We start from the raw sequence: 25,794 nt of genomic DNA on the forward strand, positions 1-25,794 counted from the left end.
GGTTATGCAGATCGCTCTTCCGGATATTTGATTCGGCCATGATAGATTCCGATGAGTGATTTCACCAGAGACTCTTCCACAATATTGATTTCGCTTAAAGTTAAGGAGCATTCATTGAACTGACCGTCCAGCAGACGCTTCATGACTAAGGAATGGACCAGAGACTTGATGCGTTTCGGTGTCGGATCACTGAGCGTGCGGCTGGCACTTTCGACGGCGTCGGCCAGCATCATGACGCCTGCTTCCCTGGTTTGCGGTTTGGGTCCCGGATAGCGGAACGACGATTCTTCGGCATCGGTTTTGTGGTCGGGACTAAGGTCAGCCTGTTTTTCGGCCTCCCGGAAGAAGTATTCTACCAGCGTGGTCCCATGATGTTGTTCGATGAAATCGATAATCGGCTGCGGCAAGTTGTGCTGACGCGCCAGATCGACACCGTCTTTCACGTGCCCGATAATGATCAGCGTACTCATGGCCGGCGCCAGATTGTCATGCAGGCTTTCGCTGCCGACCACCATGTTTTCAATGAAGTATTGTGGTTTCAGCATTTTGCCGATGTCATGATAATAGGCGGCCACGCGTACCAACAGACCGTTAGCACCAATTTTATCCGCGGCGGCTTCTCCGATCGTGGCCATCGAGATCGAGTGGTTATACGTTCCTGGAGCGCGACGGACTAATTCCTGCAGCAATGGGTGGGACACATTGCTCATTTCCAGCAGACTGATATCGGTTACGACTCCAAACAGCGATTCAATAAACGGCAGACTTCCGGCGACAAGATAACCGGCAGCCAGACACCAGCCCGCTCCCTGCAGACTTTCCCACAGAACCCGTTGATTGAAAAATCCGTTGGAAAGTTCCTGGCTTTGAATCAGGTTAATGCCCCAATACACCAGGAAGTACGTCAGCCCCATGCCAAATCCAAGCTTAATCAATGTGGACCTGGAGGAAATCGTGCCCAGCGAAGTCACCGCGACAGAGGCGACACTCATCAGAACCACAAAGTGTCCCAGAGAGCCTCCCGTTGAGAGACAGAGTAAAAGCGTGAGAGAGAGCGCCGACAGGATCGCCATCATCTGGTCATACACAATGGCAAAGACCATGACGGTGACGATCAGCGGAAGTACTTCAGCGCGCCACGGATCATAAGAAAGCAGCCGACCGAGGAAGACCGTTAAGATGATCACGCTGGAATAGATGCTTAAGCTGCTGACGGTTCTGGCGACTGCTTTCTTGTTTCGCAGCAGGTGATATCCATTCAGGACGGCCAGTACAATCAGCATCAGAAAGATAATGGTGATCCGCGTCACGCGCTCATAGACGGGAACCACTTCTTCTTTGGCCTCATATTCCGCCCGCAGTAATACAAGCTGTGTTTCATCAATGGCTTGTCCGGGCTCCACCAGAATCGTCCCGCGTTGAAACGTGTCGTATATTTCATCGACCAGCATCCGGGCCTGATTGCGTTCCTGCAATGTTCTTGCCGAGTCGTAGACCAGAGTGGTCGGTGCCTGGAAATGAATCCAGTGCGAGAGCACGGCAGTCATCGGCGCCAGGAGTGGGAAGTTTTTCCACTCTCTGCCAATGACGCCATTTTCAGATAACTGATTCGGCAGGCGGATATCAAATGTGGTGACAATTCTCCTGGTCCCCGAATTATCGTTAACAATGGCAATCGCATCATCAGCACGAATCTGATTTTTGGTCAGATCATTTTCATTCACAATTCCATAGATCAGTAATGGGGAGATTAATTTTTTGAAATCCTTAACAATGGCATCAATTTTTTTCGTGTCATTGGAATCCGGGCTGCTGACCAGTGATTTGAGTTCTGCAAATGTCTGTTCGGATTCTTCAGGAAACTGATCGATAAACTGTTCCAGACGCCGGGAAGAGGTTAATCCCAGTTCCGCGCGCGAATCGGCGTTCAAATCATCCAGTGACTTGGCTTTGGCAATGGCGACCAGATCTTCTCTGAGTAACAGGGGAAGCTTTTCGATCAGTTCGGGCTGCTGTTTGAATGAATAGGGGACTTCCGATTCTTTTTGTGTGCGTTGCCGGTCAGTCTCGATCGGATTGGCGACCTTGAAAGAGGCACTCGCCATAATTCCATGTTCTGCGTACATGCCGAGGCGGTACGGGAACGGTGATTTCCAACTCTCTACAGCCACCATTAAAATCAGCAGGGTCAAAAGACAGACGCTCAGCCGCGACAGGGTCCCACGATTGCTTAGCAGTTCGCGCAGCTTGGAACTCAGTTTGGAAGAATCTCGCAAACTGGCAGCAAGTGCCGTTCGGGATTTTTTGGAACCAAAAAAAGCCATGCAAACAACCTGGATTGAAAGTGGGTTTAGAATGAGGAAATGTGGATGAGAATCAGAGACCCAGACCGTCTTCGTTTTGGTAGGCTTTTACAATTTCGCCCACGAGTCTGTGTCTTACAATGTCTTCAGTTTTTAATTGGACGATTCCCACACCTTTAATATTTCGTAAGCGATTGATGGCGTCGGTCATGCCACAGGAAATATCGGGGGGCAGGTCGATCTGAGAAGTATCTCCCGTAACCACAATTTGCGATCCCATACCCATACGGGTAAGAAACATTTTCATCTGAGTCACGGTTGTATTTTGTGCTTCGTCCATAATGATAAACGTATTATCCAGAGTCCGCCCGCGCATAAACGCTAAAGGTACGACTTCCACAATATCATTATCCATGTATCGATGGACTTGTTCATAATCGAGCAAACTGCCGAGTGCGTCTAACAGCGGGCGTAAAAAGGGATTGACTTTGGCCAGCATATCGCCGGGCAGAAAGCCCAGTTTTTCACCCGCTTCGACGGCAGGACGGACCAGTACAATTTTTCGTACCCGCTCAGTTCGTAAGGCGTGAATGGCCATCGCGACTGCCAGAAAAGTTTTTCCACAACCGGCAGGACCTGTGCAGAAAACCAGATCATGTTCGCCGATCGATTTAATGTAATCGGACTGCCCCGGAGTACGCGGATGAACCTTTTTGGTTTTCTCAAATAGATCGATCGAGGAGGGCGTGGCATCCGGAGTCTGTTTTGCCTGCTTGCTGGATGCGTTGCCGTTTGACAGGGCCGTCAGCACCTGCTCGCTTTTGAGTTGCCCTGTATTTTCAACAATCGCTCTCAGTTCGGAGAAGATACGGAGTGATTTCTGGATTTGTGAATCATCGCCGATGATTCGAAGTTCATCTCCGCGATGAACGACATCCACACCTAGTGCATCCTGAATTTGTCTGATGTGACAATCATGAGTCCCCAATAAAACAGGAATCTGATCGGGATCAGCAAAGGAAAGAGTGGCTTCTGACATCAGAAATTCTACGTGCGCCTCCTGAGAAAAGGAATAAAACAGTTTAGAAGATGAAAATCATGACAGGTAAAATTGAATTTCGCTACGCTGAAATCGATGAAAACTTCAATATTAACGAGACTGAAAGCCAGGAAAGATTCCCGTACTCGTCCTGATCTTTGTAAGTCTACTCCAGCAAATCAGAGAGAGAAAGGAGAGAGTTGGCCTTAAAACGGAGTTTTTTTGTAAATTGTATTTATGAAATGAGTTACATGCGAATATAAAAGGCACTGTTATGCCTGTTTTTTGATCGGGAGTATCTGGAACCGTGATTTGTGAAGTGCTGGAACCCCAGTCTCTCTGAGTGGCAAATTACCCATTCTGCATAAACGGAATTAATTGAGTTCCTCCGGAGGATTGATGTCAAGATCTAGCGTTTGGGTAATGCACCTGAGTGACCCTGCTCAGATACTGCCGATTGTATTGGTAATGCTCAAGAAGTGACCATAACCTGTTCGATGAATTGTTCATAGGATTCAGGATCAAACTCAAGGAAGAATGCGCTGTTGATTCTGTGTTTCCTTTTGAGTCAAAACCATCCAGTTTCCTCTGGGAACTGATGCAATAAACGCGAAAAGGCTATTGTCAATGTACGAAACAAACTTTGGGTTCAAGGATCGACCCTTCACCGTTTCACCCTCCTCTGCTTGTTTTTTTCAAGCTGCAGAGCATCAAAACGTGCTGGATGAGCTCCTGGTCAGTAATTCGAGTTTGAATGGAATTACGATTCTCACGGGAGAAGCGGGAACCGGGAAAACTGCCGTTTGCCAGCAATTAATTGCTCAACTGGATGATCAGTTTCAAATTCAGTTTGTCGAGCACTGTAACTTTCCGACTGTCAGGGCATTGTTGCAGACACTGCTGTACAGTTTGACGGATTGTTATGAAAAGGTCAGTGAGCAGGAACTGAGGCTCGCACTCTCAGCAGAAATCCGTTCATCGTTTCTGGCTCACGGGCAACCTCTGATGCTGATTGTGGATGAGGCGCATCTTTTACCCGTTTCCTTCCTGGAAGAGTTGCGGGTGCTTTCGGATATTTCATTCGATGGCAAGCCGGCTTTGCAGTTGGTGCTCTGTGGTCAGCCGACCCTGGAAGAAACACTGATTCAGCCGGCGCTTTCGTCACTCAATCAACGAATCGGATGCCAGGTCTATTTAGATCGGATGACGCGAAAAGAATCGGAAGAATATATTGCGTACCGGATTCAACGTGTGGCGACAGAAGAACGCGAGTATTTCACGGAAGACGCCATCAAATTCATCACGCATGTGAGCGACGGATTGCCACGGTGTTTGAATCAGATCTGCGATCATAGCCTGATGCTGGCGTATTTGCAGGACTTAGATGTGGTTGAAGAGGTGACGACACGCGAAGCATTTAAAGATTTGCAGCAACTTCCCCTGCACTGGAATGATCCCCTGCCCGCCCGCTCTCCTTTGGAAGAGCTTCGGGAAACGGAACCTGCTGAACAGTTGGAACAAATGCGGGATGAAGACGATGCCTTTGATTATGAAATTGATACTTCGATGGAAGATCAATTGAACGATCTGGTGGACTCATCCGCAAGCGAAACGGATTCTGCTACCGATGATTTCGACTGGGATTCGTCTGACTTACTCTCGCTCGGGGATGAGATTGAAGCCATCGAAATCGGCAGTGATTCTGAAGAAACACCGATTAGTGAGACCATCGAAAACGTGCCGGAGCCCGCGCCAGTGATGCCGTCACTGGCTGCTGCTGAAGCTTTGACAGAAGCGGCACTGAGTCCCGCAGCTGAATTTGAGCCGGTGGCTTCAGTAGAAACGGCCGATGGTTTTGTCGAGATTGTGGATCGTTATGCCGCCATTGATGCGGGCCTGGATCCGGCGACCCTGCCTCAGGAATCACACCAGAATACCGATGTGATGAGTTCGCCACTCCGATTACAGCCACCCCAGTTTCGTCCTACGGTACGACAGCCTGTTTCAACGCAGTCTGCTAAGCCAGTCCCATCAGCAGAGCGGGAAACGGTGGAAGCCAGTGCTGCAGCCAAGTCCACCTCGGTCAACTTTGACGAAAGTCAGCTGAAACGTCTGGAGCCAAATGTGTTCCAGGCTCTGGCGAAAGAAATCTCAGCGGACGAAGGTTCATTTGAAGAACTGTTGGCTGCTCAGGTTTACGAAGTCTGCTCCGAGACACGCAGAGGGCTTTTAAATGCACTGAATGAGATTCGTAATTATTCGGAATCTCTGGAAACAGAAGCATCGGAAGAGGAACCGGTCGCTTTTGATATGGTGGAACCGGAATATGAGTTGCCTGCGGGCAAATCGATCCGCTTAGACTCACAAACCGAGGAACCGGGAACGGAGAACTCAGGAACAGCCCATCTCAAAGGGCCCGTTTTCGGGAGATATAAAAATTTGTTTACTCGTTTACGTCGAAAGCAGGAATTGAGCTAGTGTTTTGTCAAGCTGGAAATTGAGGGTGGGAAGAATTGAAAAATGACACTCCACTAGTCTATGTCGCATTTTGCGAAAGCGTTTTCAAGGTCATTCAGGCCGCGTGACACGCGATGGCGCAAGGGAACGCGACCTGGGACCCAAGAACATTACAACAGGCGTTGATTTCCTAAGCATTACAATTGCTACCAGCCTATCAACTGGTGGGTCTGTTCTGACCGTTCGCCATATTTTCAGCATGATCGACTCAAGTGTGATGCCAGTGGTGGTATCTCTGCGCACAACACCCATCTAGCGAATTTTTGATTTTCTGTTAAAGAATTTCGCCCGATACGCTTAATTACACAGCGTACTATTCGAGGCGAGGTTCAAATGCATCAAGATAAAAAAGTCGGTTTAGCACTAGCGTTATTAGTAATAGGGTTTGTGGGAGCATTCTGTCTCAGGCAAAATCAGAATACGACAGTCGAGATTCCCGAGTTGAACGACCCGCATTATCTGGATGAACAGATTGCCGACAAGGATCGCACGCCTTATTTCGGCACAAAAGGTAAAGAGGGGCTGAATACCCAACTGGGAAATGAACAGACTCTGACCGGAATGACAGACGAGCAAAAGCCTGCTGGTTCGAATGTTGCTGTGCCCACGATTTCTCATTCCACGCCTGTTTCCCGGACGGACCCCAAAGCATCGAAAGCAGAACGTTGGGGAGAAATGCCTGATTTTCTCAAAGAGATCGATTTACCTGAGGAGCAGTTTACAAGTGCAGAACTGAGTGACTCAGTCTTTGAACCGAACCCAACACAACCGGAAGCTGAGCCGGCTTCTCAAGGAACGACGCTCCGTCCGATTCAGTCTGAGACGGAGTCGATCAAGCCAGCGCATAATAACGCCTGGGATGTCAATCCGGCGCAGCAACGAAGAGAGCCCCCCCGGCCTGCTGATTCCAGACAGGCGCCGCAAATTCGAATTCATACCGTCAAATCTGGTGAGACCTTATCTGAAATCTCAATTCGTTATCTGGGAACCAGCCGTCGGTATAAAGAGATTTTTAATCTGAATCGTGATCGATTACGAAGCCCCAATGATATTCGTGAGGGAATGCAGTTGCGGATTCCCGTACAACAGCCGGCGGGAGCGACTCCCCAGTCAGCGAACAGTCAATCTTCTACAGCAACCTCTGCCCGTTCCGGTAAACGGACGATCGGACAAATGGTCTCTCAACCAACATTGAAAAAGGGTTCTTCCACCGTTCAATTTGAAGGCTTGATTGAATCACTGTCGAATGCCCCAGACCAGAGTTCGCTCAAGGATCTGGATCAGCAGCAGACAATGCAGCAACTGCAGAAGACGCTGAAATCCGGCACTCTGACAGACGGAAAAAATGGGACCAACGCCATTCCCAAAAACTACCGTAAGTTCATTCCGGTTCCACGATCGCCGCTGACTCCCCAGGCTGGCTCTCAAGCCAGAACTCAAGGAGCCGGAAAGTCGCTCTCGCAGGTTCAGCCTGAGAATGTCGATGAGATTGTCGACGAACTGTTTGATAAGCTTTCCGATTCGCCACAGCAGTCCAACAAAACGGCGAAATTGAAAACCTATACGATTAAAAAAGGCGACACGCTCGAATCGATCGCCGTACGCATTTATGGAAAGCGGTCAGCAGCATTCAAGATCTATCAGAAGAATCGTGACCTGTTGAAGAGTGCACACTATATTCGGCCAGGAATGAAACTCGAATTGCCTTAGACGGAATTCTGGTGGCTTTGCGTGTGCTCAAGCGAACCTATCTAGTTCAACGGTAGCGAGAGTCCGTCAAATGCCAGTTCGATATGGTCCGGCAAGCTGGCGTTGATTTCTTCATGTTCCAGTGAATGCGAAATGTGCGTGAAATACGCTCGCTTCGGTTTGACGCGTTCTACGACTTCCAGGCTCTGTTCCAGATTAAAATGCGTGGGATGCGGTTTTATCCGCAGCGCGTCGATGATCAGGTAATCGAGACCTTCCAGATGCTGCCAGCTTTCAGGAGGAATCTCGCTGACATCGGTGCAAAACGCGATATTGTTGATGCGGTATCCCAAAATAGGAAGCGTGCCGTGCATCAGTCGAATGGGTTGAATTCGCAGTCCGAGTAATTCAAATGCTTCCAGATTCACCCTGCTAAAGTCAAGCCGCGGACGTGCCATGTGATGCTGGTTATGTTTGGGATCTTCAAATGCGTAGTTAAATGAGCGGCGGATTTGTTCTTCGACAATTTCCTCGCAGTGCAGCATGATCGGTTTTTCTAATCGATAGCCGCTGATCCGTACATCGTCCAGGCCAAAGATATGGTCTGCATGACTATGAGTATAAAGCACAGCGTGCACCCAGGGGATGTGTTCCCGCAGCAACTGAAGTCGGAGTTCAGGGGGCGTGTCGATTAAGAACCCCCCTTCAGGAGCGCCGACATAGACCGAAGTGCGGCCACGCTGATTTTTGGGGTTGGGAGAGGTGCAGACGTCACAATCGCATCCGATGATCGGTATGCCGACGCTGGTTCCGGTTCCCAGTGTGATAAATTCACCGGACCGTTGTGAGAATAGATTCGATTCCTGTTGCATTACTCTTAGATCACTTTTGAAGTGGCGCAGATCAGCTCACACCACAATATTCACTCACGCCATCTGCGGTCACAACAAGTAATTGATCTGTCAGCGGGTGGTCCATGGTTAAATAGTCACTGGCGATATTGTGCTGGATTTTTTCGATCACATGGGACTCACTTAAACTGATGGCAAGCAGAAAATCGCGGTTCGGAACTCCGGCCAGAAATTCGCTTCCCAGAAATCTGCGGGCCTGCTGATGGAAAGAAGGGCTCAGAACCTGCGACGCGTTATAGGCGTCCGGCCTGCTCTGAATAATCATATTCGGGCCCTCTTCCTTCGACATGCAGATCAACTCAATTTGATTGTGATCAAAATAGCGGTCCAGATTATCCAGTGCAATCTGATGGAGCTGTTCTTGATCGATGTTCCATTTTCTGAGCAGCTTCTCATGAATATACCAATATGCGTTCGATTCGTCGACCACATACAGGATCGCCAAATTGGCAATCCAGGGTTGCCCTATAAAGTTGGGAAAATTATTTTCCCACGACTCGCGTGATAACAGAATCGGCATGATGCGGTCTTGAATCTGCGATAATTCCGGCTCCGTCTGGGCATCACCCCATTCATTAATCTGCAAGATGGTGACCAGCGCTGTCGTGATCTGTTTCTGAAAGTTGTCGGGTGTTGTCAGATAGGCCCGGTAAAAATTGGTCAGGTTCATCTCAGATTCACCAAATTTTAACCGAAATCCGGGGAGAATCTGCGACGTAATCAAGGGGAATTTCTGCTGCGCCAGTTCCAGCACTTCATCTGCAAACAGATCTGGTGGATTCGCCGGATTCAGCGAGAGCTGGATCGAGTGCAGAATGAGCTGGACGGCTTCAAAATAATCCTCATGCTGTTCGGGATCATAGAAAAAAGTCACGACCATCTGGATGGATCGTTCTTTGATCAACCACAAGTTCCAATAGTGCCAGTTTTGGGGGAAACCGGGGAGAGATGCAAGTAACGCTTTCCACCAGGACCTGTTTTTTTGAATGACGGCTTCCCCTGAATAGCCAATCGATTCATGTTCAATGGCAAGAGGGCCGCGGCTCTGAATATTGCGATGTTTGACAAACAACTGGTCAAAATCGACTTCCAGATTCGACTCGGAATTGAATTGTGGCAGCTCTGATTTCCAGTGGCAGCTGATCGTGAGCGTGGCATTTCCATCAGGGGGGCTAAGCTGAAGAATCCCCTCTTTTTCATCCTTGATCCAATTCGATGGATAGGAGAGTGAATACCAATTCGCTGGCCCGGTGTAGTTGGCCCATTGATCAAAATGCAATTCAGACAAAAAAATCACCATCAGCACAAGAAATGATTCTGATTGATGAATCAGCGGAGATTAGATAGAGGCCCACTTCTCGCTGATTCGCAAGGTGTCTTCCAGAGACTCCATAGTAGACGATTTACAGAAACAACTCTATCGGAAAATCTGAGATACTTTTTGCGCCAACCTGCTGTCTAACTAAGCAGCAAAATGCCCTCCAGCAGGGCAGATCACGAAAAATTAAGACAGGATCGATTCTCGAAAATATTTAATTGAGATTGTAAGTTCTTGTATTACAGTGTCTTACAAAAAACTTTCCAAGAACGGGCATTCGCTGGTACGACGTTTGCTTTAGAAACAATTCCAGATGAGAACTGAAAGAAATGTTCTTTATCTTACTTGAACTTCACCAAAGGATACGCTGCTGGGGAGTATAGCCGAACTTTCCCTTGTCGGGACTGTTTGGGCGAGCGCCTATACACTCAGCGGCGTCCTTTTTTTTATATCTTGAGCGTTTGAAGCTGAAGATTGAGCACCATCATAAATTGGTGCGTCAGCAATTTCCAGTCTTTTCTATTGAGAAATTTATTCCTCGCTTTTACTCTCTTGACACCCGTTTAGGTGGGACTCTCTTTTTTCTTCTGATCCAGCTGCTTATTGGTGGTAACCGGCTTCATGATCAGTAGGCCCAATGGCGGCAGGTTCAGAGTGATACTATGATCCAGGCCATGGCTGTTGATCTTTTCGCTGTAGACCCCCCCTGCATTTCCGATGTTCGAACCGCCGTAGATCTCCGCGTCACTATTGATAATTTCGTTGTAGAATCCGGCTTTGGGAACGCCAATCCGATAGCCATCCCGCGGAACAGGGGTGAAATTCGCGATCACAATCACATTCTCTTCGCTTTCCGCGGAAATTCTCTGGAATGCGAATACACTGTTTTTGGAATCGTCGCATTGGATCCAGGAAAAACCGGACGAGTTGAAATCGGTTTCGAACAGCGATTTTTCAGAGCGGTATAGATAGTTCAAGTCACCAATCAAACGCCGGATTCCGTCATGGTGATCGTGGCCAATCAGTTTCCAGTCGAGTTCATTGTCATGATCCCATTCGTGCCATTGCGCTAACTCGCCTCCCATGAACAGCAGTTTTTTGCCAGGCATGGTGTATTGGTAACCATACAGCAGTCGCAGATTCGCAAACTGCTGCCATAGATCACCGGGCATTTGCGAGAGTAACGAACGTTTGCCGTGCACGACTTCATCGTGGGATAAAGGCAGCACAAAATTTTCAGTAAAGGCATAGATCATTCTGAAAGAGAGCTCACCCTGATGATGCGAGCGGTAAATCGGATCGAAATGCATATACCGGAGGGTATCGTTCATCCAGCCCATATCCCATTTCATATTGAACCCCAGGCCGCCGTTATAAACCGGGTGCGAAACGCCGCCCCAGGAAGTGGATTCTTCCGCAATCGTCAGGATTCCGGGGTATTCTCCGTGCAGGCTGGTATTGGCGTCTTTCAGGAACTGGATCGCTTCCAGATTTTCCCGTCCCCCGCTGGAGTTCGGTACCCATTCCCCTTCCTGGCGTGAATAGTCCAGGTAGAGCATCGAGGCAACGGCATCGACTCTCAATCCGTCAAAGTGGTATTTATCAATCCAGAAATGGGCACTGGAGAGCAGGAAGTCGCGGATTTCATTCCGGCCGTAATTGAAGATGTACGTACCCCAGTCCGGGTGAAATCCTTTGCGTGGATCTTCATGCTCGTACAGGCAGGTCCCATCAAAGCGACCCAGGGAGTGACCGTCGGTAGGGAAATGGCCGGGAACCCAGTCGAACAGGACGCCGATGTCGGCCTGGTGACAGTAATCGACGAAATACATCAGGTCATGTGGAGTTCCAAAGCGACTGGTGGGGGAAAAGTAACCAGTCGTCTGATAACCCCAGGAACCATCAAAGGGATGCTCTGTGATCGGCATCAATTGAATATGCGTGTAACCCATCTGTTTCACATATTCGACGAGCTGTTTTGCTAACTCGCGATAGGTAAAGAACTGGCGTCCGTCTTTAGGACGTTTCCAGGAGCCGAGGTGCACTTCATAGATCGAGATCGGCTGGTCGTGCCAGTTGACTTCTTTGCGCTTGTCGATCCATTGCGTATCTTGCCAGGGGAAATTTTCGAGATTGTAAACGATAGATGCCGTTTTGGGACGCAGTTCTGAGTAGAACGCGTAGGGATCACTTTTCTCGAAAAACTCACCGTTTTGCCCCCGCAGACTGAACTTGTAGGCGTCTCCGTCAGAGATTTCCGGAAAAAATCCGGACCAGACACCCGCATCACTGGAATTGAGATAGTTTTCCCCGTGCTTCCAGTGATTCTTGTCACAAATCACACATACTTCTTGTGCATTGGGAGCCCAGACGGCAAATCGAGTTCCTTTGATCCCATTGACTTCGTCAGGGTGTGCGCCCATTGAATTATACATAGTACAGTGCATTCCAGTCTTAAGTGCATGAAGTTCTGCAGGTGTAAATAAAGGTCGTCTGGCTTGGGGCTTGCTATGCCGCCGCTTGACGCGCCAGGGGGCCACCGATCGGTTCTGATTTGTTTCAAAGTGAGAGGATTGACCCATCGGAGCTTATATTTCACCGTCAATTTATTTGATTCCAAATCAGATTTAACAAAACCATGTCAGTCAGGAAGTTGTCCTGCCGGGGTTAAATCATTTCGGAAACACAACGCGCAACCTGAATTCGAGCTACAGGCTGGCAAACCATTATAATCAGTAAGTCTAGTATAACTAAATTTCGACCAGATTGTTACCCATCCTTAATCCGCTTTTTCCGCTACGCGCAGTTCATTCCGCCTGGCCCCGTTTTGGGGGAACCAGAAGAGTTGTTTGTTAATCTGTTCTGGTTATGGTGAATTTCCTGGTTGGGCAATCAGCGGCGATCAAGAGGAATAAAGCACTCAGAAAGGCCGCAACATGGTCGAAAATCCGAATTCGGTTCACCTTTACTCAAGTGATTGTGTCTACCGCAAACTATAATAGAAGGTCGTTACTATCTGTATAACACTTCATCTCTTTCGAACTCCAGCCTGAGAGATCTGGCTGGTTCAGTTCAGGGGTTGCTTTTGTCTATTCACCGCCATGCACTGTTAATCGCAGGACCATTCGTTCTGATGGCAGGCTTTTACTTTCTGATCTTTTCGGGGACTCAGGAAGGACGTGCCTCATCGAATGCGGTCCGTCTCAGCGCACCGGAAACATTCCAGTCAGCACCCGAGATTAAATTGCTGCAGCCGTCATCACGTCTGCTGGCAGAGTGTGAAACACAGGCCAAACAGATTCAGCAACGCATTTCGATCCCTACGAATCTGCTGGTCAGAGCGCCGTATATTCTAATCGGGGATTATGAAACAAAGACGCTGGATGCCCTGCACCGCAAAGCGATTCAGCCGACCGAGTATGCACTTAACGTTTCCTACTTTGATTTACAGCCGGACCGTCCGATTACCATTATTGCGCTCTCCAGTCAGGAGCGCTACCAGCAGGTCGCTTACGATCTCGATCAGAGGAAAACCGGCTCTTATTACGGCTATTTCCAGTCTGATGAAATGCGAATCGTCCTCAACCTGACAACGGGAAGCGGAACTCTGGGGCATGAACTCACCCACGCGCTGGCTCAGATCGATTATCCTGACATGCCGGAATGGTTTGACGAAGGGCTGGCCTCTTTGCACGAACAGTGTGAATTTTCGGACGAAGGCAATCAGCTGGTGGGGATTTCCAACTGGCGTGTTCAGATCTTATTGTCGGCGTTGGATCGGAATCAGCTACCCGATTTAAAATCGATGGTGCAACAGATCCGCATCAATACTGATCGGGAAGCGTTGACCTATGCTTATGCCCGTTACTTCTGTCTGTATCTGCAACAGAAGCGGTTGCTCTCTCCCTTTTATCGAAAATTGCGGACGAACAGAGAATTCGACGAAACCGGGCAGCGGACCTTGCAGCAGTTATTGAATGTGCATGATCTTTCTGAAGTCGATGCCGATTTTCAACAGTGGTTAACCAGTTTTCGCGTCAAACCGAAACAGTAAACGCACCGGCTCAATCTGACTGCCTGCGTTCCACGACGAAAACAGGGTTCTCTGAAAGAAAGCCGCTTTCAAGCATTCTCTGCGATTCTGCCGCCTCCTATAATTGCATTACATAGCTCTCTCGCTTCTTTTTTCCGAATGGTGATATTTCTCGATGACTGATACCCTGTTACGTGTCTGCAGTTTTGAAAGCCGTAAAAGTGATGCCATGCGGGCGCTGATTGAACGAAATCAGGGGCAGCCGACACTCGTCCATTCCATGGATGAAATTCCGCTGGAAGATAACGAGCAGGTCAAGGCGTTCTGCGAAAAACTGTTTCAAAATGAAATCGATGTGATGGTCTTTATGACGGGCGTCGGTGCGACCGCGTTACTGGATGCGGTAGAACTGTATTTCCCGCGGGAACAGTTTCTCGCTGCCCTCAAAAAAATCATCGTCACGGTCCGCGGGCCGAAACCGACGGTCGTCCTGCGCAACTGGGAAGTCCCCATTCATTACACTGCGCCCGAGCCGAACACCTGGCATGAACTCATTTCCGTGTGGGATGACGAAAACTTTTCGGTGACAGGCAAACACATCGCTGTTCAGGAATATGGAAAACCCGTACAGGAATTCTACGACGAACTTCGCAAACGCGGGGCACAGGTTCTGCCTGTCACCGTGTATCGCTGGGCACTGCCAGCGGATACCAGTGGTTTAAGAGACGCGGTCCACGCGACCATTCAAAATGAATTTGACGTGCTGATGTTTACCAGCGCCCAGCAGATCACGCACGTCCTGCAGATCGCGGACGAAGAGAACGCCAAAGACGAATGGCTGCAGGCGGCTGCCAAAACGATGATTGCCTCGGTTGGTCCTGCCTGTTCGGAAGCACTGCAGCAAGTCGGGCTTCCCGTCGATTTTGAATCGAGTCCTCCTAAAATGGGGCCCCTTGTCAAAGATGCCCTTGCAGCAGCACCGGAAATTCTCGCGAAGAAACGTTAAGTCTCGTTCCCGAATCAGGTTGTTTCCGGGAAACCGGCTTCGTCAGAATTTCAGTCCGCTCTGATACCTGCTAAAATAATCGGAATATTGAGCAATCACAGAAATCGTACTTGAAAGAACTGAAAATGAATTCTCAAATGGCGGAGAACGCCAGTTATCAGAATAGTCGTTTTATGAAAGCGGTCCGCCGCGAACCTGTAGACACCACGCCGATCTGGATTATGCGACAGGCGGGACGCTATTTACCCGAATACATGGCCGTACGTAACAAAACGACGTTCATCGATCTCTGCAAAACGCCTTCCCTGGCGGCGGAAGTCACGCTTACCGCACAACGGGTACTTGGTGTCGATGCCGCAATTCTGTTCGCCGATCTCTTACCAATTCTGGAACCGATGGGGCTCGACCTCGAATATGTCAAAGGAGAAGGCCCGGTCATTCACAATCCGCTCGCCGATTCCTCACACGTCGATCGGCTCACCGACATCGCCGATATGAATTGTCTGGAGTTCGTTTTCGATGCGGTCAAACTGATTCGTGCCGATTTGCCCGCCGACATTCCTCTGCTCGGCTTCGCCGGCTGTCCGTTTACACTGGCCAGCTACGCCATCGAGGGCGGCAGTTCGAAAAATTACCGCCGCACCAAACAGATGATGTATAACGACCCCGGTGCCTGGAAGGCGTTAATGGATCGCTTCGTCGATAATCTGATTGTCTATCTCCAACGGCAAATCGAAGCCGGCTGTCAGGCCGTGCAGATCTTCGACAGCTGGGCCGGTTGTCTTTCTCCTGAAGACTATCAGCAGTACGTGGCACCCTATACGGCAAGACTTGTCGCCGGCGTGCAGGAACATGCGCCGGTGATCAATTTCCTCACGGGAAACCCGGCGTTGATTCCATTACAGAAGCAGACGGGCGGTCAGGTGTTTGGTCTCGACTGGCGAATCAATCTGGCTGATGCCTGGGAGATTTTAGGCCCCGACGTCGCCGTGCAGGGGAACCTTGATCCGATTGCCCTCTATGCAGACATACCGGTGTTGAGAGAGAAAGCTAAGTCGGTTCTCGATGCCGCCGGCGGCCGGAACGGACACATTTTCAATCTCGGTCATGGCGTCATGCCCGACATGAATCCCGACAATGTAAAAGCCCTCGTCGAAATCGTGCATGAACTGGGCAGCCGATAAGTAGCGTTTATTTAATATCTCTAAACAGGATGATGAGGTCGACAGAGTGAGCTATGTAAGATCAAACCGTGGCCGACAGTGTGCTATTGCCCTTGTTTTGAGGACTATGACCGCAGTAAATAGCCATTAGCCGCTGGGCGTTAGCCCCGGTTAGGCCTCTTTGGTCAGGCCCGTTCGAATTAAGAAACACGACCTAACCCAGAGAGAACATTGAGTACGTAAGAGTCACGCCATGAGTTCAACAGCAACAAAACGGATCGCCGTCATCGGCGGCGGGATTACCGGCCTCTCAGCCGCACACCGTCTGTTCGAGCTGGCAGACGCACAGCAGCAATCAATCGAAGTCACCCTGTTTGAATCGCAGCCGGAAACGGGCGGTTGGATTGGCACCATCGAGCAACAGGATTATCTGATCGATACCGGTGCCGACATGTTTATCACGAATAAGCCGGCGGCGATTGAGCTCTGCCAGCGACTGGGGCTCGACGATCAGCTCATCTCCACCAACACCCAATATCGGGGCGCTTTGATACTTAACAATGGCAAGCCTGTTCCGGTGCCGCTCGGCTTCGAACTCATGACACCGTCCCGCATTGGTCCCATGCTCAAGACGCCTCTGCTCAGTCTCCGGGGAAAGTTACGCATGGGGCTCGAATATTTTCTTCCCCGCCGACATAGTGTGACGGGATTGGATCAGGATGACGAAAGTCTGGCACATTTCGTCAAACGCCGTTTTGGTGCAGAAGCTTTGAGTCGTCTCATTCAGCCATTGGTCGCCGGTATTTATACGTCCGATCCCGAAAAGTTGAGTCTGCGCGCGACGCTGCCACGTTTTCTGGATATGGAACGGGATCACCGCAGCCTGATCAAAGCGATCCGCAAACAGAAACGGGCCGCCAAATCAGCCGACGCGACTGGCGCGCGGTATGGTCTCTTCGCTGCATTCCGGGGAGGCATGCAAACGCTGACACGCACGCTCGCCGAACGGGTTTCCGAACGTGGCACAATTCATTTCAGCCAGCCGGTCACAAAAATCAGCCCCGTTAAAGCAGGCGGTTATGCTGTGACCTCGGAAGCGGACGGCGGCTCACAAACACAACACTTCGATTCTGTGCTCATCGCGACAGCAACACACTATGCAGCCGGCATGACCGCCGGTTTCGCACCTGAGCTTTCAAAACTGCTGTCGCAAATCGAATACGCGTCGACGGCAATTCTGGTCAACATTTTCAAACTTTCCGACATCAAACATCCACTGAATGCGTTTGGCCTGGTGATCCCGGCTGCCGAACAACGCAAGATCTTTGCCGTCGCCTTTGCGAGTCGAAAATTCCCTGGTCGGGCACCCGAAGGATGTGTGCAGTTACGAACGTTTGTCGGCGGCGCGATGCAGGCCGAACTGCTCAAGCATACCGATGAAGAACTCGAAAACATTGTTCAGAGTGAGCTGGCCGACATTCTGGGGGTGACGGGCAAACCACTGTTCTCCAAACTGCTGCGGCACAATCAGTCGATGCCGCAGTATCATATGGGGCATCTGCAACTGGTCGAACAGATCGAACAACAGGCCGACCAATATCCCGGACTGGAACTGGCGGGCAACGCTTATCGCGGCGTCGGCATTCCCGATTCGATTCACAGTGCCGAACAGGCGGCGGAACGCCTGATCGTGACGCTGTTTACTCCCGCGTCAGTTCAATCCCCTTAACGTCGATCAATTCGTTGCCGGTTTTCTTGACGCCCGTCAGCTTCAGGTCAGAGCACCCTTTTTTCAGATCCAGCGTTCCGAGTTTGATTGTCGACCAGTCCTTGCGCATATAGTTGTCTGATTGTTCCACGCGATCCTGGTTGCCAATCTTCGGCGGATCATGTGGCTGAGAAATGGTGGCGGTCAGACTTTGGTTGCCAGTAGAGACTTTCACTTCACATCCGACGTCAGGTTTGGCACACGTATACTTCAGTGTGACGGTATATTTCCCAGGTTTCAACACATCCAGATGCCAGATCGCAGACGCAGCGGGATCGGTCCAGTCTTCCAGCCAGCTGTTGGCATAGCCGTTGTTGCCTTTGCCGCTGTAAGTGATGCCCTCTCCGACTTCCGGCGACAGGAATGATTCATTGGCGGGCAACTCGCTCCGTTTTTCTTTCGGATGGCCCACAGGAATCGGAATCGGCTCGAAGCCGGCTGCGGAGACATCGTTAAACCAGGTTTGGTAGGCAGCTTTCAATTCTTTAAGAACCCGGGGATTGGCTTTGGCAACATTGTTTTTCTGTCCCGGATCGGTCTGCATATCATACAGACTCCATTTATTTCTGAAAAAGGCAGCCCGCCAGCGATCCGTTCGCACCGAGCCAAAGGGCAATTCCGCACCCGGAATCGAATTACGAAACAGACGATCAACAAACAGCGTTCGCGCGGGCCAATTTTCATTTGACTCATTCGTCAACAGCGGCACCAGGCTTTTGCCATCGATGGGTTTTTCGGACATCGCTTCCACACCACAGAATTCCAGCAGCGTTGGCAAGATATCAATGTGGGCGGCGATCGGCTTGACGACAGTTCCCGCTTTGATTGTTCCCGGATAACGCACGAACAAAGGCACCCGAACGCCTCCTTCATGAATCGATCCCTTGCGGCCCAGCATGCCGCCGTTATAGCGATTGCTGTTCGGCCCATTGTCGGTCAGAAACAACACAATTGTATTGTCGGCCAGGTTCTGTTCATCAAGCGTTTTGAGCAGGCGGCCCAGGTTCTCGTCGACACTGTCCACCATCGCGTAAGCACAGCGGGCTTTGTCATCCAGGCCTTTGTTCGCGTACTTCTTCCAGTATTTCTCGGGAACAATCCAGGGTGAATGCGGTGCGTTATAAGGCACATAACAGAAGAACGGCCGCTCTTGATTCTGTTTGATGAATTCGATCGCCTTGTCGGTCAAAACATCGGTGATGTAGCCTTCTGTCTCAACCGGCTGTTTATTGTGTTCCAGATTCGTATCGAAATAACTGTTCCAGTGACCGCCGCAAAAACCAAAGAATTCGTCAAAGCCCTGCCCATTGGGATGCATCGTATAGTGACGCCCGTTGTGCCACTTTCCAAACGCACCCGTCGCATAACCGGCTGATTTCAACATCTCGGCAATGGTGACTTCCTCGGCCCGCATATTTTCAAAGCCGCGCGTCACACCATGCACGCCGGTTCGCAAACTGTAACGCCCCGTCAGCAAAGCGGCCCGCGTCGGCGCACAAACGGGCGAGACAAAAAAACGATCAAACCGCGCCCCCTGCTTCGCCAGCAGATCCTGATTCGGCGTTTCAATCAATGGATTGTCATGCGAACGCACATCGCCCCAGCCTTGGTCGTCTGTCATGATCAGCAACACATTCGGCTTAGAAGCCGCCTGCAGCAAGTGACCCGAAGTAAAAACAACAGACAGCAACAACAAACAGACCAGTTTCAACAAAGGCGCGCGTCTCATGATGAAAGTCAGTTTCCTTAAAACAGAAAGAGAATGAATCAATTGGTTTAAAAATCAGAATAAAGAATGTGTATCGGGTATTAATCTTAGATTTTGGGGTGGCACTGTTGGCTTGCCCAACAGTGTGAATTCAGATTAAATCATGCCAGTCTATTGAGCTTCGTATCACAGGAAAGTGTGCCACTGTTGGCTTGTCCAACAGTGCGAATCCAACTCAAGCGAGGAATAATTTCTCCCACCTGCAATTCAGCAAAACCGAATGACAACAATTCCAGTAGACTCGATCACAGACGCAACGTCAATCCCACCACCAGCGTACTGTTTTATCCTGCCCCCGTTCCAGTACGGACGTTTTTTTCTCATCCAGCGAATTATCCCGTGACGTCACAAACTCCGTCTGGTTGACGACAGCCCGGGCGTTCACCGTTACCCCACCTCCCACCAGACAGATCATCAACCGACCCGCTTTTTTATAATTCATCGCGGTCGGCACCTGTTTGGGGATATTTCCCGCAGGCACCAGATAATCCGATGCTGTCGAAAAGAAACGATGTTCCCAGCCCACTCGTTGATCCAGGTTTTCTTTTCTGATCAACGCTGCCAGCACCGTTAAGTCCGTAATTGACTGCAATTCAGCGAACGTCGGATGCTGGTCGGCCAGCTTGGCAAAGTGTTTCGTGAACTGCTGGGCATACTTCGTTGTGGAAAGACGCGTCTGAGCGGCATCTGTGCGTTGCCCGGCTGTGTTGACAAACTCCTCCTGCGACATCATCTGCAGTCGCTGACCGGAAAACTGAAACGCATCCCGCTCTGCCGTCGTAGTAAACGCATCATACAGCGGTGTGAACCACCAGCGCTGCGTACTGTTACCACCGCCGCGAAGCGTCGCCAGATGGCTTTTGATTTCGCGTATCCCCGAAGGTTCCAGGCCAATCGAAATCCGTTTCAACATATAGTCGGCTTCCACCAGAATGCGGGCATAATGCGAACCGGCGGGCACACCCGATACCGAAACATCCTGCATTCCCAGAATCTGCGCCATCGTTTTAAATCGCGTTGCCGCGGTCGCTGCCGAGGAAGCGGAGTTTGTGCGACGAATATATTCATTCATCCGTGCCAGATTTTGCGGCTTCGCATCAAATGAACAACCGGTCGTCAGCCCGCGATCCTGCGATTGAAATGCAATGACCAGATCATCTAATCGAATCGGCGGCCGCCCTGTTTCCACGCCAACGACCCGATTCTGCGCATTCGCCGCGAACCCTTCTGCCGGACCGGCAATAATCAGATCGTTCTTCTCGCGATCCACAAACAGGTAATCAATCCGCCATAACCCGGCCAGATATTGAACCTCGGGCGGGATCGGCTGATTTTTCTCTTTGAGTTCCTGGCAGACCTTCTCCAGTTGCACCAGCGAAATCTTGCGGAACTCCGATTTCTGATTTACATCACCGGGCAGTGACTGCGCCGCGATCGCCTGCAGACGACGCTGATTCAACTGTTTGCTGTTTTGAGTAATGCGAAACGGTGCGGCTATCACGCCGTCAGCATCTATGGTGATTCCGCCGGCGTTCTGCTGATTATTATTCTGATTGTTGCCGCCGGTATTGTTCCCGCCATTATTCGTCTGTGCCAGACCTGCCGTCGAGAGACACAATACAAGAAACAGAGTCAGGACGCATCGAACGACTTTGATCCGAGAGATCTTTTCGAGAGAGTGGAGATTCATCAACATCAACTTTCTGTCTAAAAAATGCTGCCCGCATGATATTAAGACATCTCTCATTCTATCAGCCAGTGAGTACCAGAGTCAGCGTTTTTGTCGAATTCCAGACTACGGAGCAGGAAAAATATTTCTTATCTAAAATCTTTGATGCTTTAAACCAGACTCTTCCGTTTGTTGAACATTTCGTGTTTGTTCGTGCCTTGCGCGGTCGTATAAAACAAATTACCCGCACTTATTTTACGTTTCCATATCAGCCTTCCATTCATAACGGGAATTCACGACAATAAACCACCGATTGACTGTTTTCATATTTGAATCATATTTCACCAACTCAATGGGGAAGGGATACCATGACGGCAACAAAGCAACTCAACGAACTCGGCCAGAGCCTCTGGCTTGATAATATCACCCGCGACCTGCTCGAAAACGGGACGCTGCAGCGCTATATCGATGACCTTTCAGTAACTGGTCTGACTTCGAATCCGACGATCTTTCATCAGGCGATCAAAAACAGCGAATCTTACGACAGTACGATTCAGGAGAAATTCAAAAACGGTCAGGCCGGCGAACAACTCTTTTTCGAAGTCGCCCTCGAAGACATCACGCAGGCCGCCGACAAGTTCCGCCCTGTCTGGGATCGAACCGACGGCGTTGACGGCTGGGTCTCTCTGGAAGTCTCTCCGCTGCTGGCTTACGACACCGAAAGCACGCTGGCCGCGGCGAAAGATCTGCACGCACGCGCGGGCCGTCCTAATGTATTGATCAAAATTCCCGGCACCAAAGAGGGCCTGCCTGCGATTGAAGAAGCGACCTTCGCCGGCATCCCGGTGAATGTCACCCTGCTCTTCTCCAGCGAGCACTATGTCGATGCTGCCGAAGCATTCCTGCGCGGCATCGAACGACGTATCGAAGCGGGTCTGAATCCGGCCGTTGGCTCCGTTGCGTCGCTGTTCATCAGCCGCTGGGACCGGGCCGTTGTCGACAACGTTCCCGAAACGTTACACAATCAACTGGGCGTCGCCATTGGTCAACGGGCTTACAAAGCCTATCTGGATCTGTTGAATTCCCCCCGCTGGCAGCGTGCGTTGAACTTCGGTGCCCGTCCACAACGTCTGCTCTGGGCCAGTACGGGAGTGAAAGATCCGAACGCATCCGACACGCTTTATATCACCTCACTCGCCTCCCCCTTCACGGTCAACACGATGCCCGAGAACACCTTGAACGCCTTCGCCGATCATGGCGAAGTGGGCAATGCCCTGCCGGCCTGCGGCGGCGACAGCGAATCCAAGCTCGGTGAATTCGAAACAGCGGGCGTCGACGTGCAGGCCCTCGCCGCCAAACTCCAGAAAGACGGCGCCGACTCCTTCGTCCAGTCCTGGAACGAACTGATGGACGTCATCACGACCAAAAGCGAATCACTGGCGAACGTCGACTGAAGATCATTCAGAGTCGTTGAGATAAATAAATCAGGCATGTCGCACTGTAAGAATCATAGTGAGGCATGCCTGTTTTATATCGATTTACCTACCAGAAACGTGCGTGGCTTTTGTGGTAGCAAAATAAATTCAGCAGAAAAACGACACTTTTTAGCCACTTTATGAATATTCTGAAGGATTGATCGTCGGTACGATAGGAGACAGAAAAGGATCTTCCAACTCCAGAAGTTCTCCATTGAGAATCCGCCAGACTCGGAAGACATTTGAGAAATCATGCTGTCCTCTGCTGTATGATTTATTGGAAGGGATGTCTTCGTCGTCATGGACGTAGATTAGACCGTATGAGCCAGTAGCATGTTTGACGATCCAGTCCATGAGAGCCCAGGTATCTGCACTGCGATGATTTGTTGATTCGCAAAACTGCAGAATTCCCCGTTTATTATTCAGATGCTCATAAAACTGCCAACGTAGGGAGGAAGATTCCTGGGTAGGAAGCCGATCCCGCAGATCGCTCCAGAGCTGAGCGTCACGCAAATCGACAATGTCGTCGATCGCATCTAACTCTTCAAAAGTTGCATTAACGAATATGTCTCGGGAAGTTCGAACAACCACCCAGCCATAGACTTCCAGCATGTTCTAATCCTCTCAAATAAGAATATCGACAATCAAAGTCCGGATCAGGTTCATCACTCAGGCTTGACTGACACTTTAGGTTCTCTAATCAAGAACCCGCATCCTGTGGAACGGTCTGATAATATGCGTGACAACTCCTTTCAGATGTGATTCAGGAACGGCATAAGAGGCGCGGTTGGGGGCTCCTTCTTTCCATGTGCGTGAGTCAGCGGAGCGGGCCGAGAAGTCACCGAGTACGAAAAATTCATCATCTCCCAGTTGTGCGGGCCGTTCGGGGGAGCCCCACAGTGGTTGTCCGGGCCCGTCTTCCATTTCAGTATGATACTTCAGTCCTTGCAGCGAAGTCGGCGGAGTCAGTTTCTTGCCATCGGCATAGATCGCTCCATCTTGGATGGTGATTTTCTCTCCCGGTAATCCCACCAGGCGTTTCGTTAGCAGGATAGACGGCGAGTATGGGTGTTGAAAGACTGCCAGATCCCACCGCTCCGGTTTCCGAAGTTTGGCGACAAGAATCTCATCATCGGGGTACGTTTCAGAATCAGCATCCGAAACTTTCGCTTCATGAAAATGATCGCAAATCATTAACTGTGGAAGTAAACCTTTAGTCGGATCGTGGGCTGCGTAATAACTGGTGGCTCCGCATTCAGGGCAGACGCCTCGATGATGGGGCCCTAAAATGGTCGCAGCCATTGCATTAGAGGGCAGCGAGTACGTCTCAAATAAATAGGGACGCACCACAAACTGTAAAACCCCCAGAATCAACATTGATGTAAAGAGAGTGGGGATTCATGCTTTGAAAGCTTGTTTAAAAGAGATTTGATGGAAATATGAGATCAACTGACATGAGAAATAGAAAGTAATAAAGACTCTCAGTGCGGAAGCTCCCACTGCAAAAGAAGGTGCATAAGCAGAAATCAGCATCTTCAGTGTCCAGAGAACTCCAGCCACACAGGACACAAAAGCGGTCGTCAGCAAAACACGGCGGACGCTGATCTCCGGTGCCTGGGCCCAATGGAGACCCAAAAAGAGTAAAGTCGCCCACAAGATAATCGAAAGCAGAAGCAATCCGAGGAGTATTGCAAGAGGGAAAAACGTTGTAAACATGGAACGCCAGAATCGATGTAAGAGTGAAAAGGGGTTTAGAAAGCGTCATTGTGGCATCGTAACGATCACGTCGTTTGAGCAGAGGTATCGTGGTATGCAACTGCTACATTAGCTCGTTGCGAAATGAATTTACAGTGTGGGGAGAAGATTAAATCGATATCAGCAAACGAAATAGTAGAAGTCTCTACTTTGCTGAAATTGATGCTTGATAATAAGATGTGTTACCGGTTCTAAATCAGATTCAGACTGGCGATGAGCACTACTATGACGACGATTAACGAAATTAACCAATCTCATAAGAAATTTGCAGCGGCCCAGAATGATGAGAAGCTGCTTTCTCAGTACGTTGACCTCGCCCTTCCACAATGCCTACTGGCACTTACTGAATTGGAAGGCCGATTGACTGATATTGGTTATCCCGTTCAAACACTGATCATCGATCCTGCCTTGGATCAAGATCAAAAAATATCACAGATAGAAGCAATCACAAATCGCCGTGTGCCTGCAGTATTGAAACGGTTGTGGCAGACGATTGGCGGGATCTCGTTCGTTGATCTGGAAGACTACTCTCATTACGAATTCTGGGAAGAACTGGGGATCAAAGGTGCCCAAGGGTTCTGCGATGGTGTCTATGTAGAGTCCTGTAGCCAGGAGTGGTTGGCATACACGATTGATGATTTCGAAGTCTGCAAAGCCGACCATGCAGAATCTGAATTTGTTTATACTTTTGCTCCCGATGGATACCACAAAGACGACATTTCCGGCGGGTCTCCCTATGGACTGTCTGAAAACGACTGGTTGCCTGCCGTCCTGGATTTTCGGTGGGCTGGTTTTAAGACCCCTGACAGTGCACCATCCCAGTCACTCGATTTTCTGGGATATCTGCGGACATCAATCTTGGAATGTGGCGGGTTTCCGGGTTTACTCGGACATCCAAAATTCGAACCGATTCGAGAACAACTGGTAGCAGGTCTGCCTCTCTTTTAAGCTAATCAAAGTGTCGCCTTTCATTCTCCCAGCTGGAATCATTTCGTGTTTTTCGTGGTAGAAAAAATCCGTGCCACGCTGACTGAAAAATCAGTCAGGAGTAGCCAGGTAGTCAATCTCCTTCAGAATTTCATTGTATACTGCAGTATTATATTCCGCATTCGTTTTGATCAATTCATTCAGCTCATCGCGTGCTTTCTGTAAAACTTCGATGGGTGCATTCAGATCGAACGTGTCCGCTTTTGAGGGTAAAGAATAAATCCGTTCCACCAGCTCAGCGTCCAGGTCAGTCAAATCGGCAATCGTATAGGCTGCCATTTGTGATATTTTGAATCTCATTGGATTGAAATCACTTTAGTAAACAGGTTCGATCCTGATTCGAGGTTGGTCTGAATCATAGAAAACGATTTTGTGCTGTTCGTCGTCGTCAAA

General features: G+C 49.8%; 18 protein-coding genes. 8 read left to right on the forward strand and 10 right to left on the reverse strand.

The annotated features are described in order from the left end of the window. Positions 1-2: 2 nt before the first annotated feature. Entirely contained in the window at positions 3-2,324 is a 2,322-nt protein-coding gene (locus Enr17x_RS11815) for an HD family phosphohydrolase (protein ID WP_145308922.1), read from the reverse strand. Positions 2,325-2,376: 52 nt separating this feature from the next. Then, positions 2,377-3,342, reverse strand: a complete 966-nt coding sequence (locus tag Enr17x_RS11820; RefSeq protein WP_145308924.1) for a PhoH family protein — start codon at positions 3,340-3,342, stop codon at positions 2,377-2,379. Between the two features lie 627 nt (positions 3,343-3,969). Here Enr17x_RS11820 and Enr17x_RS11825 point away from each other — a divergent pair. Both Enr17x_RS11825 and Enr17x_RS11830 read left to right on the forward strand, forming a co-directional pair. Further along, positions 3,970-5,820 carry an ExeA family protein gene (locus Enr17x_RS11825; protein ID WP_145308925.1) on the forward strand — a complete coding sequence of 617 codons (1,851 nt, stop codon included), beginning with the start codon at positions 3,970-3,972 and terminating at the stop codon, positions 5,818-5,820. 372 nt (positions 5,821-6,192) lie between these two features. Beyond that, positions 6,193-7,569 carry a LysM peptidoglycan-binding domain-containing protein gene (locus tag Enr17x_RS11830; RefSeq protein ID WP_145308927.1) on the forward strand — a complete coding sequence of 459 codons (1,377 nt, stop codon included), beginning with the start codon at positions 6,193-6,195 and terminating at the stop codon, positions 7,567-7,569. A 41-nt stretch (positions 7,570-7,610) separates the two neighbouring features. On the opposite strand, the gene Enr17x_RS11835 is transcribed toward Enr17x_RS11830, so the two are convergent. The 3 genes from Enr17x_RS11835 to glgB all read right to left on the reverse strand — a co-directional run bounded on the left by Enr17x_RS11835 (position 7,611) and on the right by glgB (position 12,359). Continuing rightward, positions 7,611-8,420 carry an MBL fold metallo-hydrolase gene (locus Enr17x_RS11835; protein WP_145308929.1) on the reverse strand — a complete coding sequence of 270 codons (810 nt, stop codon included), beginning with the start codon at positions 8,418-8,420 and terminating at the stop codon, positions 7,611-7,613. A 31-nt stretch (positions 8,421-8,451) separates the two neighbouring features. Beyond that, complete coding sequence (locus tag Enr17x_RS11840) at positions 8,452-9,747, reverse strand: DUF1444 family protein (protein WP_198001110.1); 1,296 nt, start codon at positions 9,745-9,747, stop codon at positions 8,452-8,454. 593 nt (positions 9,748-10,340) lie between these two features. Next, positions 10,341-12,359 carry a 1,4-alpha-glucan branching protein GlgB gene (gene glgB / locus Enr17x_RS11845; RefSeq protein WP_261343486.1) on the reverse strand — a complete coding sequence of 673 codons (2,019 nt, stop codon included), beginning with the start codon at positions 12,357-12,359 and terminating at the stop codon, positions 10,341-10,343. A 503-nt stretch (positions 12,360-12,862) separates the two neighbouring features. On the opposite strand from glgB, the gene Enr17x_RS11850 reads away from it, so the two are divergent. The 4 genes from Enr17x_RS11850 to hemG all read left to right on the forward strand — a co-directional run bounded on the left by Enr17x_RS11850 (position 12,863) and on the right by hemG (position 17,708). After that, positions 12,863-13,831 (forward strand): hypothetical protein, encoded by a 969-nt coding sequence (locus Enr17x_RS11850; protein WP_145308933.1) that lies wholly within the window; start codon positions 12,863-12,865, stop codon positions 13,829-13,831. Between the two features lie 154 nt (positions 13,832-13,985). Next, positions 13,986-14,816: a uroporphyrinogen-III synthase gene (locus tag Enr17x_RS11855; RefSeq protein WP_145308935.1), complete on the forward strand. Its 831-nt coding sequence runs from the start codon at positions 13,986-13,988 to the stop codon at positions 14,814-14,816. 125 nt (positions 14,817-14,941) lie between these two features. Beyond that, positions 14,942-16,000 carry a uroporphyrinogen decarboxylase gene (gene hemE / locus Enr17x_RS11860; protein WP_145308937.1) on the forward strand — a complete coding sequence of 353 codons (1,059 nt, stop codon included), beginning with the start codon at positions 14,942-14,944 and terminating at the stop codon, positions 15,998-16,000. A 232-nt stretch (positions 16,001-16,232) separates the two neighbouring features. Continuing rightward, a complete protein-coding gene (hemG, locus tag Enr17x_RS11865) occupies positions 16,233-17,708 on the forward strand; it encodes a protoporphyrinogen oxidase (protein ID WP_145308939.1) in 1,476 nt (491 codons plus the stop codon). Here the strand turns inward: hemG and Enr17x_RS11870 are convergent. Together Enr17x_RS11870 and Enr17x_RS11875 are read right to left on the reverse strand one after the other, a co-directional pair. Beyond that, positions 17,680-19,476 carry an arylsulfatase gene (locus Enr17x_RS11870; RefSeq protein ID WP_145308941.1) on the reverse strand — a complete coding sequence of 599 codons (1,797 nt, stop codon included), beginning with the start codon at positions 19,474-19,476 and terminating at the stop codon, positions 17,680-17,682. The genes hemG and Enr17x_RS11870 overlap by 29 nt on opposite strands. A gap of 298 nt (positions 19,477-19,774) precedes the next feature. Then, positions 19,775-21,205, reverse strand: a complete 1,431-nt coding sequence (locus Enr17x_RS11875) for a DUF1598 domain-containing protein (protein ID WP_198001111.1) — start codon at positions 21,203-21,205, stop codon at positions 19,775-19,777. Between the two features lie 347 nt (positions 21,206-21,552). On the opposite strand from Enr17x_RS11875, the gene tal reads away from it, so the two are divergent. Continuing rightward, positions 21,553-22,638 (forward strand): transaldolase, encoded by a 1,086-nt coding sequence (gene tal / locus Enr17x_RS11880; protein ID WP_145308945.1) that lies wholly within the window; start codon positions 21,553-21,555, stop codon positions 22,636-22,638. 159 nt (positions 22,639-22,797) lie between these two features. On the opposite strand, the gene Enr17x_RS11885 is transcribed toward tal, so the two are convergent. Both Enr17x_RS11885 and lepB read right to left on the reverse strand, forming a co-directional pair. Next, positions 22,798-23,271: an Imm7 family immunity protein gene (locus Enr17x_RS11885; protein ID WP_145308947.1), complete on the reverse strand. Its 474-nt coding sequence runs from the start codon at positions 23,269-23,271 to the stop codon at positions 22,798-22,800. Positions 23,272-23,355: 84 nt separating this feature from the next. Further along, on the reverse strand, positions 23,356-24,009 hold the full coding sequence (gene lepB / locus Enr17x_RS11890) for a signal peptidase I (protein ID WP_198001112.1): 654 nt from the start codon (positions 24,007-24,009) through the stop codon (positions 23,356-23,358). A gap of 630 nt (positions 24,010-24,639) precedes the next feature. Here lepB and Enr17x_RS11895 point away from each other — a divergent pair. Next, positions 24,640-25,362, forward strand: coding sequence for a hypothetical protein (locus tag Enr17x_RS11895; protein WP_145308951.1), 723 nt, complete (start codon positions 24,640-24,642; stop codon positions 25,360-25,362). Between the two features lie 90 nt (positions 25,363-25,452). Here the strand turns inward: Enr17x_RS11895 and Enr17x_RS11900 are convergent, their stop codons facing one another. After that, a complete protein-coding gene (locus tag Enr17x_RS11900; RefSeq protein WP_145308953.1) occupies positions 25,453-25,701 on the reverse strand; it encodes a hypothetical protein in 249 nt (82 codons plus the stop codon). Between the last annotated feature and the right edge of the window lie 93 nt (positions 25,702-25,794).

The organism is Gimesia fumaroli (assembly GCF_007754425.1).
Lineage (GTDB): Bacteria > Planctomycetota > Planctomycetia > Planctomycetales > Planctomycetaceae > Gimesia > Gimesia fumaroli.